Origin of the sequence: Aquisalinus flavus, from assembly GCF_014640095.1 — a bacterium.
Lineage (GTDB): Bacteria > Pseudomonadota > Alphaproteobacteria > Caulobacterales > Parvularculaceae > Aquisalinus > Aquisalinus flavus.
Window position 1 is genome coordinate 2018098 of record NZ_BMGH01000001.1, and the last position, 16706, is coordinate 2034803.

6 protein-coding genes are annotated in these 16706 nt (G+C 65.5%); 4 read left to right on the forward strand and 2 right to left on the reverse strand.

Annotated features, from left to right (window positions below):
• Positions 1 to 30: 30 nt before the first annotated feature.
• Positions 31 to 2061: an acyltransferase family protein gene (locus IEV88_RS09300; protein ID WP_188158708.1), complete on the reverse strand. Its 2031-nt coding sequence runs from the start codon at positions 2059 to 2061 to the stop codon at positions 31 to 33.
• 327 nt (positions 2062 to 2388) lie between these two features.
• Here IEV88_RS09300 and IEV88_RS09305 point away from each other — a divergent pair, with 327 nt between their 5' ends.
• The 3 genes from IEV88_RS09305 to IEV88_RS09315 all read left to right on the forward strand — a co-directional run bounded on the left by IEV88_RS09305 (position 2389) and on the right by IEV88_RS09315 (position 14060).
• A complete protein-coding gene (locus IEV88_RS09305) occupies positions 2389 to 10461 on the forward strand; it encodes a hypothetical protein (RefSeq protein WP_188481213.1) in 8073 nt (2690 codons plus the stop codon).
• A gap of 320 nt (positions 10462 to 10781) precedes the next feature.
• Positions 10782 to 13595 carry a YadA family autotransporter adhesin gene (locus IEV88_RS09310; protein ID WP_188158706.1) on the forward strand — a complete coding sequence of 938 codons (2814 nt, stop codon included), beginning with the start codon at positions 10782 to 10784 and terminating at the stop codon, positions 13593 to 13595.
• Between the two features lie 36 nt (positions 13596 to 13631).
• On the forward strand, positions 13632 to 14060 hold the full coding sequence (locus IEV88_RS09315) for a hypothetical protein (protein WP_188158705.1): 429 nt from the start codon (positions 13632 to 13634) through the stop codon (positions 14058 to 14060).
• Between the two features lie 102 nt (positions 14061 to 14162).
• Here the strand turns inward: IEV88_RS09315 and IEV88_RS09320 are convergent, their stop codons facing one another.
• Complete coding sequence (locus IEV88_RS09320; RefSeq protein ID WP_188158704.1) at positions 14163 to 15245, reverse strand: homocysteine S-methyltransferase family protein; 1083 nt, start codon at positions 15243 to 15245, stop codon at positions 14163 to 14165.
• Positions 15246 to 15419: 174 nt separating this feature from the next.
• On the opposite strand from IEV88_RS09320, the gene IEV88_RS09325 reads away from it, so the two are divergent.
• Positions 15420 to 16655: an MFS transporter gene (locus IEV88_RS09325; protein WP_188158703.1), complete on the forward strand. Its 1236-nt coding sequence runs from the start codon at positions 15420 to 15422 to the stop codon at positions 16653 to 16655.
• The last annotated feature ends 51 nt before the right edge of the window (positions 16656 to 16706 follow it).

Here is a 16706-nt window from a genome sequence, read left to right on the forward strand (position 1 = left end):
TGCTGGCAAACACCTGACAGCGCAAAAGGTCTACCGCCCGGTGATTTGCTCCAGGTAATCCGTCATCCCACTGAGCATTACCCGTCCGCCCCAGATCGACAGGTGATTGTCGTCATAGAAAAGGGAGCGGCCATCGCGGATCAGGCTGCAGTCGCGCTCTTCGCAGAACAGGGGCAGCGCATCGACGACATAGAGGTTTTCCGCCTCGACCTGTTGTGCAGCGTGTGTCGCCCATTGGGTCTCGCGCAGGATGTCCGCATGGCTCGCCTTGCGGCAATTGGCGTTGATCCCGGCAAGCGTCACCTCCAGCGCGACACATTGTTCCAGCCGTCCGCCAACCGGCGGCGCCTGGCCGACGAAGATCACTGCCGTGCCCGTGCGCGCGAACAGGTCGACCGTCTGGCGCAGCCCGGCCTTGAAGGCCGTACGGGAAATCGCATCGCCGTCAGGATCATATTCTGCCTGCGGATCAAGCGCCAGCGAGCGTGGCCGGGTTGCGACGAACGGATCGGCATCGGTGACCTCGGAGGTATAAAGCCCCCACCGGGTCGACAGCACGATGGCGTCATAGCCGCCATTGGCGAGGTCTTCCAGTTTCCGGTCCTTGGTCGAATTGCACGGGCCGGACTGGGTCGGGTCGCCGAACACATAGGCGCGGTAAAGCGCCGGGCAGCCGCCGCCGAGCTCGACCCTCTCCACCCGCACGCCATGGGCCGCCCCCCATTCGCTGAGCGCCATCCACATCGGCACGGTGTGACTGTCGCCGGCAACGACGATCTTCGGCGCATCCGGCGGCAGGGCCTCCTGCGCCGCGGCAACTTCCGCCGGCAGGCCGTCGCGCATGCTCGCCAGCAAGGTTGCAACCTCTGGCGAGGCATCGAACCGGCCCGGCAGGCCCTTGCCGAAATAGACGATCGCGCTCGCCGCAATACAGGCGAGTGCCCCGGCCCCGGCGGCAAGGCCGACGCCCCAGCCCGGCAGGCGCGGCAGCCGGATGACCGGGCTGCGCCCGCGGAACGGCTGTTCGATGAGGTGATACATCGCCGCCGCGACCGCAAACGACGCGGCAATCACCGCGCCCTGCTCGACCAGCGACAGCGCGCCGCCCTGGCGATAGCCGTAGAAGACGATGATCGGCCAGTGGGCCAGGTAGAGCGAATAGGAGATCAGCCCGACATAGACGACCGGACGGACGGAAAACCCGCGCGCCACCAATGTCCCGGCACCGGCATATATCAAGAGCGCCGTACCGAGCACAGGCGGGATCGCGTTGATGCCCGGGAACGGCGTGTCGCCGGTCAGCGCGAAAGCGGGTATGAGGATGAGCAGCAGCCCCGCCCCGGCCATCGCCTCGCCCCGCCAGCGCGGCGTGCCCGTCTGCGCTGGGGCCTCCTGCCCCTTGCCAGTCAGCGGCGGCAGGAAATTGACCAGCGCCCCGGCGGCCAGCTCCATCACCCGGTAGGGCAGCAGGTAGAAGGCCGCATCAGGATCGTCGCGCAGCGCCGCCTCCGTCCCGCCGACGCTGGCAATTGCCGCGAGCACCAGGAAAGCGGGCACGGCATGGCGCCATTTTACCCGCATCAACAGGACCAGCGTCAGCGGCCAGAGCAGGTAGAACTGTTCCTCCACGGACAATGACCAGGTATGCAGCAGCGGCTTGATATCCGCGCCGACATCGAAATAGCCCGCCTGCTCCCAGAACAGGAAATTCGAGATCGAGATCACCGCATAGGCCGCCGATTCCGCCAGCAGCTCATATCCGGTTGGCGGAAACAGGAACCAGCCAACAGCCAGCGTGACGAGGATGGTAAAGAACAGCGCCGGGGCCAGCCGCTTGATCCGGCGCAGGTAGAACCGGCCGAAGGAGAATTTCCCCTCAGCCCGCTCCTTCATGATCAGCCGCGTGATCAGATAGCCGGAAATGACGAAGAACACGTCGACGCCGATGAACCCGCCCGACAGCGGCGACACGCCCGCATGGAACAGGACAACAAGCACAACGGCCAGCGCCCGCAGCCCGTCAATATCCGGTCTGTAGTCGAGAGTGTCTGAACCTTTCAAACTCTTGCCCTCAAACGCTTGCTTACCATGCCTGATCGCCTTCACCCGACAGTCTCTACCGCTCGCCGCGATCGGCATCAATCGTCAATTGTTCCGTAAATTCATCGCCTTGAATCAGATCTGATCCACCGGTTTTTTATGCCCCGTTCCACAATCTTTTGCTTGTGCGGCATGGCCAATTGCGCCAGATTTAACCGGAAATTAATCTTTTCACGCATGACGCCGTCAGCGTGGCAGCGGACCGAAGGGGAGAGCGGTCAGTTGTCTTCACCACTCCCGGAACTGCTAGAGAGAGTATGCGGCTGCCTTGCCGCATAGGGGAATATCATGCTGTCAATCCGTCTTCGTAACGCCATTCTTGCCACTGGTGTGTCTTCGCTCGCGCTGATCACCGCCTCGCCGGTCATGATGGCGCAAGCCATCGCCGCACCGACGACGTGCGAGGACGATACCAACGGCACGGATAACGGCGCTTCGGCCACCGGCACTAATGCAACAGCTTGTGGTCAGAGTGCCTCGGCAAGTGGCATTTCCAGCTCGGCTTATGGATTATTTGCTGATGCGGCTGGGCGAGATTCGACAGCGATCGGTTCCTTTACTGACGCGACGGGGGATTACTCGACAGCTGTCGGTGTATTTGCCGAAGCAACGGGCTTTGAATCTACCGCCAATGGCTATCGCAGCAGCGCATCAGTTGCCTTCAGTACCGCTCTGGGCTCCTATGCCGATGCATCCGGCCCGGGCGCCATTGCGGCGGGATACAATTCTATTGCTTCTGGCGACCGTTCTTCGGCTTTTGGCAGGGATTCCAGTGCACTCGGCGTCTTCTCTACTGCGGTTGGATATGATGCATATGCCGAGGCAAATAGTGGCACGGCCATCGGTGAATCGGCGACGGTCACTGGCTTCGGCGGCACCGCCGTGGGGGCGGATGCATCTGCGACAGGCAGCAGCTATGCCACAGCGCTTGGCAATTCTGCAGGCTCGACTGCTCTTAGCAGCATCGCCGTCGGCAGCTATTCGAATGCGACCGCAAACCAGGCGATCGCCATCGGCGGCGGACGCGATACCAACTTCGACGGTATTCCCGACGCGGGCTCAACGACTGAAGCAACGGGCTTGCGTTCCATCGCCATCGGTGCGTCAGCCCGGTCGACCGGTAGCAACACGGTCGCCTTGGGGAGCGGGGCTGTCGGCAGCGGTACCTTTGCGATTGCTGTCGGCAGCGGCAGTACGGCGAGCGGAACGCAAGCGCTCGCAAATGGCTATAGCAGCGTGGCGAACGCCAATTACAGTTCAGCCCTCGGGGCGTTCAGCTTTGCGAGCGGGCTGTACTCTACGGCAACCGGCTATTCCAGCTTTGCCGGCGGCACCAATGCAACCGCGACCGGATATTTCAGCGCTGCTGGCGGTAATGATGCGTCCGCCTATGGCTATGACAGCGACGCGCCCGGGCGCGCCAGTGCCGCCTTTGGCGCATTTGCAAACGCGGCCGAGGACACCTCGACAGCGATCGGTTCCTTTACCGACGCAACCGGGGAGAACTCGACAGCTGTCGGGGCCTTGGCTGAGGCGACGGGGTTGGAAACGACGGCCAATGGCTATCGCAGTAGCGCGTCTGTTGGCTTCAGCACTGCTCTGGGCGCTTATGCCGATGCATCCGGCGCGAGCGCCATTGCCGCAGGATACGCGTCGATTGCGTCTGGCTTCCGCTCTTCGGCTTTTGGCAGGGATTCGCAGGCGCTCGGCGACTCCTCTAGTGCGGTCGGACAGTCTGCGTATGCCGCGGCGGATCGTGCCACGGCCATTGGTGATTCAACTTTTGTCAACGTTCTGGGCGGCACCGCCGTTGGGGCGGATGCCTTTGCGTCAGGCGGCGAATACGGCACAGCGATCGGCTTTAACGCGGGCTCGAGCGCCGTCAATAGCATCGCCGTCGGCAGCTTTTCGCGCGCGACCTCAAATCATGCGATCGCCATCGGCGGTTGGGTCGATACCGACGCGGACGGTATCATCGACGCGGGTGAGGCGGCCACGGCAAGCGGCTTGCATTCCATCGCCCTCGGTGCCGCCGCTCAAGGAAGCAGTCAGAACGCCATTGGCATAGGGCGGCAAGCCGTCGCCAGCGCGGATGCCGGTGTCGCGATCGGCCCATTCTCCCGGGCCGCAGGCGGGGCATCCACGGCGCTCGGATCGAATGCCAAGGCCGATGGCTTCGGCTCCTCCGCCCTGGGCTTCAATGCCTTTGCCGAGTCAGAGCATTCAATCGCGATCGGCTCCCTGGCCGCTGGTCGCGGGCCCTTCGGCAGTTCTATCGGTTATGACGCGGAGGCTGGCGAGTTCGCTGTTGCCTTGGGACACAGAACAGAAGCGACAGCCCCGTCAAGCGTCGCCATCGGCGACCGCGCAACGGCTTTCAATACGGACGGCATCGCCTTGGGCAATGCCGCCATTGCCGGCATCGAGAACGGGGAGGATAACCGGCAGATCGCAATCGGGTCCAAAGCCCGGGCGACCGGTGGCAATGCCGTCGCCCTCGGCGGCTGGGTCGATTTCAACGAGGACGGCGTCGTCGATGATGGCGAGTTCACGCTGGCATCCGGGGCACAATCGACCGCCCTCGGCAGTGCGGCAAAGGCGCTCGCCGAAGGCTCCATCGCCATCGGCCGCGATGCAGAAGCGTCCGCCCTGCGAGCGACCGCCATCGGCTTCAACACCGAGGCTGCCGGCAATAACGCGACCGCCGTCGGCTTTTTCGCCAGCGCCGACGGCGCCGGTGCCTCGTCGTTCGGCTTCCAGGCCAGCGCCGACGGCCTGCAGGCGACGTCTTTCGGGCGCCAGGCGTCGGCGTCCGGCGACCGCTCCGGCGCGTTCGGGCGCAATGCCACGGCGTCAGGTAATTCCAGCCTCGCGATCGGTTCCGGGGCGACCGCCGCGTTTGACAATTCGGTCGCTTTCGGTGTCGGTGCGACGACCGCCCGTGCCAACCAGTTCGTGTTCGGCACGGTGTTGTCGACCTATTCCATGCCCGGCATCGTGTCGGCCGCCTCGCTGGCGGCGCAGGGCGCCGTCACCGGCATCATCACGACCGACGCCAATGGCAATCTCGCCTCCGATGGCGGCGCCATGCAGGCGATGCTGACCAGTCACGAGAACCGGATCACCGCGCTCGAGGGCGGCGGCATCGCCTTCTCGTCCGGCGGCCCGGTCCTGTCTTCCTTCGCGACCGGTCCTGCCAGCGGTCCGGCGGATCAGACGCCTACGGATGAAACCTCTACCCTCGCCTTCTCATCACAACGCTCCGCCACACCAACAAGCGACACGGCTAGCGGCACGACACTGGCATCCTTCAACGATCTCGGCGGCATCACTGAGCCGCGAGCAGCCAATGCAGGCGCGGCCTGTACTGTCGGCAGCGGAGCCCAGAGCACGCAGTGCGGCACAGCTGCAGACGCCAGCGGCGATTTCAGTTCAGCGTTCGGTCAACTCTCAAGGTCCGCCGGCGAAAGGGCCACTGCCACCGGCTATTCGAGCGATGCATCCGCTTACGGCGCTTCATCATATGGCGCGTTCAGCGCCGCGACCGGCGCGTATGCCACTTCTATCGGGTATTCCAGCTTTGCCAGAGGCGACAACGCCACAGCGACCGGATATTTCAGCGCTGCCGACGGTGATGACGCCTCGGCCTACGGGCATGACAGTATAGCATCACGCCTTCTCAGTGCTGCCTATGGCACTCGCAGCAATGCCACTGCCGATTATTCGACTGCGCTTGGCGCCTATGCCTCGGCCAGCGAACATGGCGGCACTGCGGTCGGCTTTGGCAGCAATGTGAACGGCCTTCGCGGCGCGGCGCTCGGCTTTGGCGCGTTCGCAGGCAATGGCGGCCTCGCCGGCGGCGCGGGTGCCCAGTCCTTTGGCATGAACAGCGTTGCCCTTGGCGGCTGGTATGATGCCGATGCCGACGATGCGATTGATGACGGTGAAGCTACGCAGGCGTCGGGCCTATACTCCATCGCCATCGGCGCAACGGCACAGGCAGTCAATACCGGCACCGTTGCCACCGGCTTTGGCAGTGTTGCCAGCGGCTTTGCCGGCGCCGCCTACGGACCGGACAGCTCGGCGCTGGGCGGCAGCAGCATTGCAATCGGCAATGAAAGCACCGCACACGGTCTTTTCAGCCTGGCGATGAGCTATGAGTCGAATGCCTGGAATTCCAGAAGCATCGCCATCGGCCGCGGCAGCGTCGCCGGCATCAGTGGCGGCGGCGGTGAGAATGACGTTGCCATCGGCTCCTACGCCACGGCAACCGGCGATAGCAGCCTCGCGCTTGGCGGATGGCGGGACCAAAATGATAACAACATCGTCGATGACAATGAAATAACGCTGGCCTCCGGGGCGCAATCGACGGCCCTCGGCTCTGCGGCGCAGGCAACCGCCGACGGCGCCATCGCTATCGGTCCGGGTGCCGTGGCCAGCGGTATCGGCGCGGCGGCGATCGGCGGCGATACCAGTGCCGGGGGCGTGCGCTCGACCGCCATCGGCTTCAACACCGAGGCTGCCGGCAATAACGCGACCGCCGTCGGCTTTACCGCCAGCGCCGACGGTGCCGGCGCGTCGTCGTTCGGCTTCCAGGCCAGCGCCGACGGCCTGCAGGCAAGTTCGTTCGGCCGCCAGGCGTCGGCGTCAGGCGACCGCGCCGGCGCGTTCGGGCGCAATGCCACGGCGTCAGGTAATTCCAGCCTCGCGATCGGTTCCGGGGCGACCGCCGCGTTTGACAACTCGGTCGCTTTCGGTGTCGGTGCGACGACATCTCGTGCCAACCAGTTCATGTTCGGCACGGTGTTGTCGACCTATTCCATGCCCGGCATCGTGTCGGCCGCCTCGCTGGCGGCGCAGGGCGCCGTCACCGGCATCATCACGACCGACGCCAATGGCAATCTCGCCTCCGACGGCGGTGCCATGCAGGCGATGCTGACCAGTCACGAGAACCGGATCACCGCGCTCGAGGGCGGCGGCATCGCCTTCTCGTCCGGCGGCCCGGTCCTGTCTTCCTTCGCGACCGGTCCTGCCAGCGGTCCGGCGGATCAGACGCCTACGGATGAAACCTCTACCCTCGCCTTCTCATCGCAACGCACGACGACCGGCGGCACCGCCCCCTCCTCCATTGGCGGCCTCGACGGCGCGATCAGCCCGCAAGCGGCTGTCGCCGGCGCCGGTGCCACGGCCAGCGGCTCCAACGCGACCGCCTTCGGCAGCCCGGCCACAGCCAGCGGTGCCCTGAGTTCTGCCTATGGCTACAGCGCTGTCGCGAGCGGCAGCTTCAGCACGGCCATCGGCTCCGTTACCAATGCCACGGGCTATGGCGCCCTGGCTGTCGGCAGCTATACGGACGCTTCTGCCTATGCCACTGCGATCGGCACCACTGCGCTTGCGTCCAATACCTATGCCTTGGCGGTGGGGTATGACCCGACGGCCAGCGGCCTGAGAAGCACGGCGCTCGGCTCTTTTTCGGAGGCAACCGCAGAGGATGGCGTTGCGGTCGGCTATGCGGCCGTGGCAACGGCCACAGACGCTACTGCGGTCGGCAGCAATTCGGAGGCCGTGGTGGCAGGCGCAACGGCCCTTGGCAATTATGCCTCCGCTTCCGGCACGGATGCGCTGGCGGCCGGCAGAAATACAAACGCAGCGGGCGTCTGGTCCACCGCCCTGGGATCGAACTCTTCGGCCGAGGGCTTCGCCTCTATCGCCCTCGGGCACTCATCCGAGGCGACAAGCAGTGAAGCAACTGCCTTGGGCTGGAATGCCGAGGCTATCGACGACTATTCAACCGCCATCGGCACGAGCGCTACAGCCAGCGGTATCGCCTCTACCGCCGTCGGGCGCGTCGCCACTGCCAGTGGCGTGGGCGCCAGCGCTGTGGGCTGGGCTGCCCAGTCAACCGGTTATGCTTCATCCGCCATGGGATTGAGTGCGCTGGCGTCGAGCAATTACAGCATCGCCATCGGCTCATCGGCGAATGCGACCGCCTTGTCTTCAATTGCCATGGGGGCGGACGCCAGCGCGTCGGCGGCTCAGGCTATCGCCATGGGCACTGCTGCGGAGGCGTCCGGGGAGAATGCTTTTGCCGGCGGCATTCAGACGATCGCTTCGGGGAAATCTTCCGTCGCGCTTGGCGGCTGGACAGATTCAAACAACAATTTTGTTGCTGATGCCCAGGAGAAAACCATTGCCACTGCCGACTTCACCACGGCGCTTGGCTCAGGGGCGCAGGCAACTGCTCTCAATGCGATGGCCCTTGGCAGAATATCGAGGGCAACGGGCTCGTATTCGCTCGCCGTCGGCTCCGGCGCCATTGCACCGGGGGGCGATTCCTCGGCAATTGGCCGCAATGCCTATGCAGCCGAGTACCGGAGCACCGCCCTTGGGGTCTCCGCAGCCGCAACGGGAAGGTCTGCCTCGGCATTCGGCGAGCAGGCCAACGCTGTCGGGTCCTATGCCACTGCTTTGGGCGCACAAAGCGATGCCCTGTCCGACTACAGTCTTGCCGCCGGCTATGGCTCGCAGGCCACCGGGGTCAGCGGCGTTGCCCTTGGCGGCTGGGTCGACCTCAATGCGGATGGCATTCTCGATGCCGACGAAGTGACAACGGCAACGACCGAAGCGACCGCCGTCGGCCCGGCGGCCAAGGCGCTCGCCGAAGGCTCCATCGCCATCGGCCGCAATGCCGAGGCTTCCGCCCTGCGCTCGACCGCGATCGGCTTCAACACCGATGCCGCCGGCAATAACGCGACCGCCGTCGGCTTTACCGCCAGCGCCGACGGTGCCGGCGCCTCGTCGTTCGGCTTCCAGGCCAGCGCCGACGGCCTGCAGGCGAGCTCGTTCGGTCGCCAGGCGTCGGCGTCAGGCGACCGCTCCGGCGCGTTCGGGCGCAATGCCACCGCGTCAGGTAATTCCAGCCTCGCGATCGGTTCCGGCGCGACCGCGTCCGCAACCAACGCCATGGCGCTCGGCACGGGCGCGACGGCGGCCTATGACAACTCCTTTGCCTTCGGCCTCGGGGCGGCAACGACCCGTGCCAACCAGTTCATGTTCGGCACGGTGGTCAGTACCTATACCATGCCCGGCATCGTCTCGGCCGCATCGGCGGCGGCGCAGGGCCCGGTCATCGGCTATCTGACGACCGATGCCAATGGCAACCTGTCCTATGATGGCGGCCTGACCATGACGATGCTGAACGAGCACGAAGCCCTGCTGCAGTCGATGCGGTCGCCGGCCAATGCGACGTCGACGGCGTGGACAGGCTATAGTGAGCCGGCGTCAAGCCAACCGGGGTCGGGGGCCAACTCCCGGGACGAGACATCGGGCACCACCGCCTATGGCTGGGACCAGCCGGCGTCAGTGGCCTCTGCCGGCAGCCCGGCGGGCACGCCTGCAGGCACCGCGGCAACGGCGAAGGGACCGGTACCGGTAAAGGCAGGCTTCGGCACGGATAACCGGGTGCGCAATGATGACGGGGCGGGCCCGGCGTCTGCCGATAGCGCGCCGGCGGGCACCACTCTCGCCCGGCTGGCTCCGGCCGATGGCGCATCCCCTGCCGATGACAAGGCACAGGGCGTCGCCATCGACGGCGAGACCGGTGAAAGTCCGTCCGCTGACCGGTTGGCCGCGCGCGACCTCGACAGACGCAGCGACGGCACGCCGCTGCAGGAGAAAACAGCCGAAGAAGGCGTCGAATCCGGCGCCACCTCCGGCACCGGGGCTGGCACTGCAGCCGCGGCCGTCGCCAGCGCCGTCAACAACCAGGTCGTCGCGACCCGGACGGCGGCGGCAAGTGGCGCCGCTGCCCCGGCCGGCTTCGCTTCGCCCGATGCCACCGCCTCCGGCAGCAACGCCGTCGCCCTCGGCAACGGGGCGACCGCCAGCGGCGCCGGTGCCGTCGCCATCGGCAATAATGCCCTTGCCAGCGCGAACAATTCCGTCGCCATCGGCGCCGGGTCGATCGCGGCCGAAGCCAATACGGTCTCCTTCGGCACGGCCCTGTCGCCGCGTCGGCTGACCAATGTCGCCCCGGCGATCAACGCCACCGATGCGGTCAATTACGGCCAGTTCCTGGAGCTGGAGCAATCCGTGAACAAGAGCATCGGTGTGCTGAGCGATGACATCGCCCGCACGCAGGAGGGCGTCTCCATGGCGCTCGCGATGGCTGGAGCGGCTGTTCTTTACCCGGATGAAGACTTCTCCGTCTCCGCCGGGTGGGGCACGTTCGAAAGCGAACAGGGGGCCTCCTTTGCCTTCGCCCGCCGCATCAACGACACCTGGTCGATGGACGCAGGGGTCGCCGTAGGCCTCAATTATGGCTCGACGGCAGGCCGCCTCGGTATCAGGGGCGGCTGGTAACAGCGTTTCAGCTCACCTCTGCAACAATACAGGTGCCCCGGCCGCCTTCTGGCGCCGGGGTTTTTCTTCATTGTTGATCCGATGCCTTCAATATTTTTAAACAGTCTGTTTTCTCAGCGGCATCTCTTGACTCACATGCACCAACTGTTACCGTCCAGCCACCCGGCCAGACATGAATTGTAGACCTGCCAGATATACCGTAGACGGATAATCTGTGCTGCAGTTCTGAATTGTCACTTTGGCAGCATTACATACCGGGAAAATTGGAGAGAGACTTTCACATGACGCGGACCAGCAATGGTCCGCGAGAGGAGTATTTCATGCTTGCACCCCGAAACCGCCTTGCTGTGTCCCATCAGCTTGCCCCAGTCCGTCCGCCGCGCCAGCTGCGAACCGCGACCACGATATCCGCCCTGGCGCTCACAGCCGCGCACGCCATGTTCCCTGCCTGGGCAACGCCGGCCTATAGCGACCTTGCCAATGACGACAGCGCGATATCGACGATGCTTGCCGCCTCCGAAAAGCGCTTCGCCTCGCTCAGGCACGGAAACGCCGCGCCGGACCTCACCACGCAGAGCGCGAATTCCACGGATTTCGGTCATCTCAGTCTTGCCATAGGCCCTGCCGCAACAGCGCCGGCACCAGACGACAGCAAGACCCGCGTCACCGCAGAAACGGGCAGCGATACCGACGACAGGACAACCGGCAGCACTCCCTCTACGGTTTCGGGCGTCGCATCGCCGGACACAGCCACCGGCAGCGGTGCAAGTGCCAGTGGATTTGCGGCCTCTGCCTACGGCCAGAGCAGTACGGCCTCAGGCAATTACGCCTCTGCATTCGGATATGACAGCGAGGCTGCCGGCGCATCGAGCACGGCGCTCGGCGCAGGCAGTGTTGCCACGGCCGACCAGGCTACAGCCGTTGGCGCGTACAATGTCGCGTCAGGTCGATATGGCGTCGCCGTCGGCTATTCAAGCGACGCGACAGCCCAAGGAACGACTGCCCTGGGGACCTTTGCCACAGCCAGCGCTCTGCGCGCCACGGCGGTCGGACGCAGCGCCCGGGCACAAGGGATCAGCAGTATCGCCCAGGGTCATTGGGCCGAGGCCCAGGCCGATAACTCCATCGCGATCGGCGGCTGGGATGATGCCAATGGCGATGATGTGATAGGCTTCAACGAAAACACCGAAGCACAGGCGGAGGGTGCCATCGCCATTGGCGGCGCGGCGCGCGCAAACGGCGTGGAAGCCATTGCGCTCGGTTTCTACGCCACCGCCGACGAGGCGAATTCCACGGCCCTCGGGGCCGGCAGCGACGCCGCCGGATTGTCAAGCACGGCGATAGGCGCAACATCCTCTTCAGCCGGTGCCTATTCGACAGCGCTTGGCTACAACAGCGATGCTTCGGGCTATGTCAGCACGGCACTTGGCTACAACGTCACCGCCTCGGGCGATGGCGCCACAGCGGCCGGGCGTACGTCAATTGCGAGCGGCGCAAGTTCCTCGGCTTTCGGACGGTATTCAGACGCGATCGGGGATTATGCCTCCGCCTACGGATATAACAGCCAGGCCGACGGAGCGTCATCCCTTGCTTTCGGCCATGGCGCCCAAGGCGTCAGCGACTATGCCGTTGCCATCGGACACAGAACCCGGGCATCCGATACCAGTGCCGTCGCCCTCGGCACCTGGTACGATCTGGACAGTGACGGCATTGTCGATTCCGATGAGCTGACGCAAGCCGCAGCAGCCGCGACGGCGGTCGGTCCGGCGGCAAAGGCGCTCGCCGAGGGCTCCATCGCCATCGGCCGCAATGCCGAGGCGTCCGCCCTGCGCTCGACCGCCATCGGCTTCAACACGGATGCTGCCGGCAATAACGCGACCGCGGCCGGCTTCGTCGCCAGCGCCGGCGGCGCCGGTGCCTCCGCCTTCGGCTTCCAGGCCAGCGCCGACGGCCTGCAGTCGACGTCGGTGGGCCGTCAGGCATCTGCTTCCGGCGATCGCTCCGGCGCCTTCGGGCGCAACGCCTCGGCATCAGGTAATTCCAGCCTCGCGCTCGGCTCCGGCGCCACTGCCGGCCATGCCAACTCGGCCGCTTTCGGTGTCGGTGCCACGACGTCTCGGGCCGACCAGTTGATGTTCGGCACATTCGCGTCGGTAATCTCCATGCCCGGCATCGTCTCGGCCGCCTCGATCTCGGCACAGGGAACGGTCACAGGGGTGATCACGACAGACGCGAACGGCAATCTCGCCTCCGATGGCGGCGCGATACACGCCATGCTGGCAAATCATGAATCCCGTATCGACGCGCTCGACGGCGGTGGAGGCGCTTCGTCCTCAACGATGGCTGCGACGTCGACATCGGCATCTGCTCCGGCGACGGCGGATACCGGCGAAACGCAATCGGCAATGGCCCCGCAACCGGCAATGGCAGACGCAGAGCCGGCGGCTGGCGGCAATACCGATGCCTCCGGCCCGGCCGCGCAGGAACCGGCCAGTCATGACGCGGCCAGCGGCACAGCGCTGGCGGACAATCCGTCTGCCATGCTTGCTGGCAAACGCCGCGCCCTGGCTGCCGGCGCGCCGGCGAAAGTCAGCGCAGCCCGATCCGCCACGGCAACCGGCACCAATGCCTATGCCGCTGGCCCGAATGCCGATGCCTCCGGCGCCAATGCGGTCGCTATCGGGTCCAATGCGGTCGCCTCTGCCGACGGCGCAATTGCCATCGGCGCCGGGTCGGTCGCGACGGAGGCCAACACCGTCTCCTTCGGCACGGCGCAGGATCCGCGCCGCCTGACCAATGTTGCGCCGGCGATCAACCCGACGGATGCGGTCAATTACGGCCAGTTCCTTGAACTGGAAGGCGACGTCAACAACCGCCTCGCCGCGTTCGACGACGACATTTCAAGAACCCGGGAAGGCGTCTCCATGGCGCTGGCCATGGCGGGCTCGGCAATCCTCTATCCGGATGAAGACTTCTCCGTCTCGGCGGGCGTGGGGACGTTCGAGAGCGAACAGGGTGCCTCCTTCGCTTTTGCCCGCCGGGTCAACGATACATGGTCGATCGATGCCGGTGTCGCCGTCGGCCTCGATCACGGTACGACGGCCGGGCGCCTTGGCATTCGGGGCGGATGGTAATATTGATGGTCGTCCAGATATCAAGGGGAGTCTTTCATGACCATCATCCACCGAACACTGCGCCAAGCGATCAGCCTTGGCGCCCTTGGCAGCCTTGGGCTTGTTGCCTGCTCGCAGGGCGCCGCGCCGCAACAAGCCGCTCCGTCCGGCGGCGGGCCGGACGCCGAACAGACCCAGCGCGATTTTCCGCCCAAGCCGCAATTCCAGCCGATGGAGCTGCAGGCCCAGTATCAGGGCCCGTTCGAGGATACGGTCATCCAGCGCTGGCGCGACCCGGTCGATGGCTCGGTCTGCTATCTCTACATCCCGGCGCAGGTCAGCCGCGAGCGGCGCGAGGATTCGCCCTTCCTCGACTATGGCAGCAACAATATCGGCTCGATCAGCTGCATCACCCAGCAAATGGCCCTGCGCTCGGTGCCGGCCGGGCAGGCGCCTCAACAGCAGCAACAGCAACCATCCGAATAGACCGGTATCGTCAGTACAGATATGTTTAAATAAAAGGGGCCTCTCGGGGCCCCTTTTTTGCAATCCGGCAGGCTTCATCGCTCTGCCGCATCGATCTGCCGGTCACCCTGCCATCTTGAACGCTTCGAGGCCGGACAGGCGCATGGTCGTTTCCAGTTGGGGCACTTCGCGCGGCGCCTTGCCCGTCACCGCCTCGACGAACGCCCTGATATGCGCGGGCGTCGTGCCGCAGCAGCCGCCGAGCACATTGATCAGCCCGCTATCGGCCCATTCCTCCAGATGCGTGCGCATGCTTTCCGGCGTCTCGTCATACTCGCCGAACGCGTTGGGCAGGCCGGCATTGGGATAGGCGCACACGAAAGTGTCGGCGATGCGGGCAAATTCAGCCACGTAAGGCCGCATCAGATCCGGCCCGAGCGAGCAGTTGACGCCGATGGTCAGCGGCCTGGCGTGGCGCACGGAATTCCAGAACCCTTCCGGCGTCTGCCCCGAAAGCGTGCGGCCCGACTGGTCGGGGATCATCACCGAGATCATCAGCGGCACGCGGAAGCCGACTTCCTCGAACACGTCCTCCATGGCGAACACCGCCGCCTTGGCGTTGATCGTGTCGGTGATCGTCTCCAGCAGCAACAGGTCGACGCCGCCTTCGATCAGGGCACGGACTTCCTCGGCATAAGCCTTGTGCAGCCCGTCGAAATCGATATTGCGCGCGCCGGGATTGTTCACATCCGGCGACAGCGAGCCGGCCCGGTTGGTCGGGCCCATCGCGCCGGCGACGAAGCGCGGCTTGTCACCGGTGGAGAATTCATCCGCCGCCTCGCGCGCCAGCCGCGCGCCCTCGCGGTTCATCTCCACCGCGATCTCTTCCATCTGGTAGTCGGCCTGCGCGATCGTGGTCGACGAGAACGTATTGGTCTCGATAATGTCCGACCCGGCCTCCAGATAGGCCTTGTGCATGCGGCTGATGACATCCGGCCGGGTCAGATTGAGCAGGTCGTTATTGCCCTGCACGTCGCAGTCCCAGTCGGCGAAGCGCTCACCGCGATAGGCCGCCTCGTCCAGCTTTTCGGCCTGGATCATCGTGCCCGCCGCGCCGTCGAGCACCAGAATGCGGGATTGCAGCGCCTCGAGCAGCTGCTTGTTGCGGGTCTCGCGGGCGGATCGGTCTGATTGAGCGGCAGTCATGGGCGGATCTCCTTTGCCCCGACCATATAAAGAAATCTTTATATGTGCGCAAGGGCGCACGCAGGACTGGCAGGAATGCCTCTCCCCCCGCCTTGCCGCGCTGCGGCGGCGGGTCTAGGTAGAGCCCCAGCGTCCGTTTCTGCCACCACTCCCGACAGGATACTTCCCATGGGCATGTTCGAGCTGCTCCGCCGGGAGCCGCGTTTCATCGCTTTCGGCTTCATGTACACCTTCGGCTCGTCGGCCGGGCAGACCTTTTTCATCTCGGTCTTCGTGCCGTCCATCGCCGCGGCGATGGCGCTGAACGATGCGGAATTCTCGTTCATCTATGCCGGGGCGACCATTGCCTCCGCCCTCGTCCTGCCGCTGCTCGGCAAATTCATCGACCGCACCGACCTGTTCCACTATGGCGCGGTGGTCGGCATCGGGCTGACGCTCGCCTGTTTCTTCACCGCCCTTGCCACCGGCCCCCTGATGCTGATCGGCGGCATCTTCCTGCTGCGTCTGTTCGGCCAGGGGCTGATGAGCCATACCGCGATCACGGCGGCGGCGCGCTGGTTCGGGCGCGACCGGGGCAAGGCGCTGGCGCTGACCTCGCTCGGCCATGCCATGGGCGAGGGCCTGCTGCCGGTCATCGCCGTCGCGCTGATCGGGGTGATCGGCTGGCGCTTCTCCTTCATGCTGTCGGGCCTCTTGCTCGGCCTGCTCGTCGCCGGCACGGCGCTGTACTGGATCAGGGCGCAGGGCGATTTCCGCCGCCCGTTCCAGCGCGAGGGGGCGAAACCCGCCACCGGCGAGGCCCCCGGCATCCTCTCGATCCCGTGGTTCTGGGCCAATCTGCCGCTCTATATCGCCTCGCCGATGATCCTGACCGCGCTGATCTTCCACCAGGGCGCGATCGCCGCGGATCTCGGCAAGACGCTGGAGCTGTTCGCCGCGTCCTTCGTCGTCTTCGCCGCGACCCGCGTGCCCGGCTCCCTGGTCGGCGGGCCGCTGATCGACCGCTTCTCCGCGCGCTTCCTGATGCCGGTCCACCTCGTTCCGGCGATTGCCGGCATTCTCGTGCTCATCTTCTGGCATTCGACACTGGCGGTGCTGATCTACATGGCGCTGGCCGGCTTCACCAACGGCCTTGGCGGCACGATCCGCCAGGCGGTGATCGCCGAGCTGGTCCCGGCGCAGACGCTCGGCGCGGCGCGCTCGCTCACCTCCTCGATGATGGTGCTGTCGACGGCGGCGGGCCCGGCGATCTATGGCGTGCTGCTGACCGGTCTCGGCATCGTCCCGCAGACCGGCGCGGTCGGTCTGCTATGGATTTCCGCGCTCTATTTCGCAGCCTCCAGCCTGGTCGGCGCGGCAGCGAACCGCTTCCTGCCCGCCGGCATCGGCGATGAAGCGGAGGCCATTTGAGAACGAGTCTCAGGCGGAACCGGGCGGGGCCGACACCCGTTGCCCGCCCAT

Bases quoted from the DNA above. Each gene is read 5' to 3' on its own strand.
- IEV88_RS09320 (WP_188158704.1), bottom strand. From the start codon at position 15,245: ATGACTGCCGCTCAATCAGACCGATCCGCCCGCGAGACCCGCAACAAG.
- IEV88_RS09315 (WP_188158705.1), top strand. From the start codon at position 13,632: ATGACCATCATCCACCGAACACTGCGCCAAGCGATCAGCCTTGGCGCC.
- IEV88_RS09305 (WP_188481213.1), top strand. From the start codon at position 2,389: ATGCTGTCAATCCGTCTTCGTAACGCCATTCTTGCCACTGGTGTGTCT.
- IEV88_RS09325 (WP_188158703.1), top strand. From the start codon at position 15,420: ATGTTCGAGCTGCTCCGCCGGGAGCCGCGTTTCATCGCTTTCGGCTTC.
- IEV88_RS09310 (WP_188158706.1), top strand. From the start codon at position 10,782: ATGCTTGCACCCCGAAACCGCCTTGCTGTGTCCCATCAGCTTGCCCCA.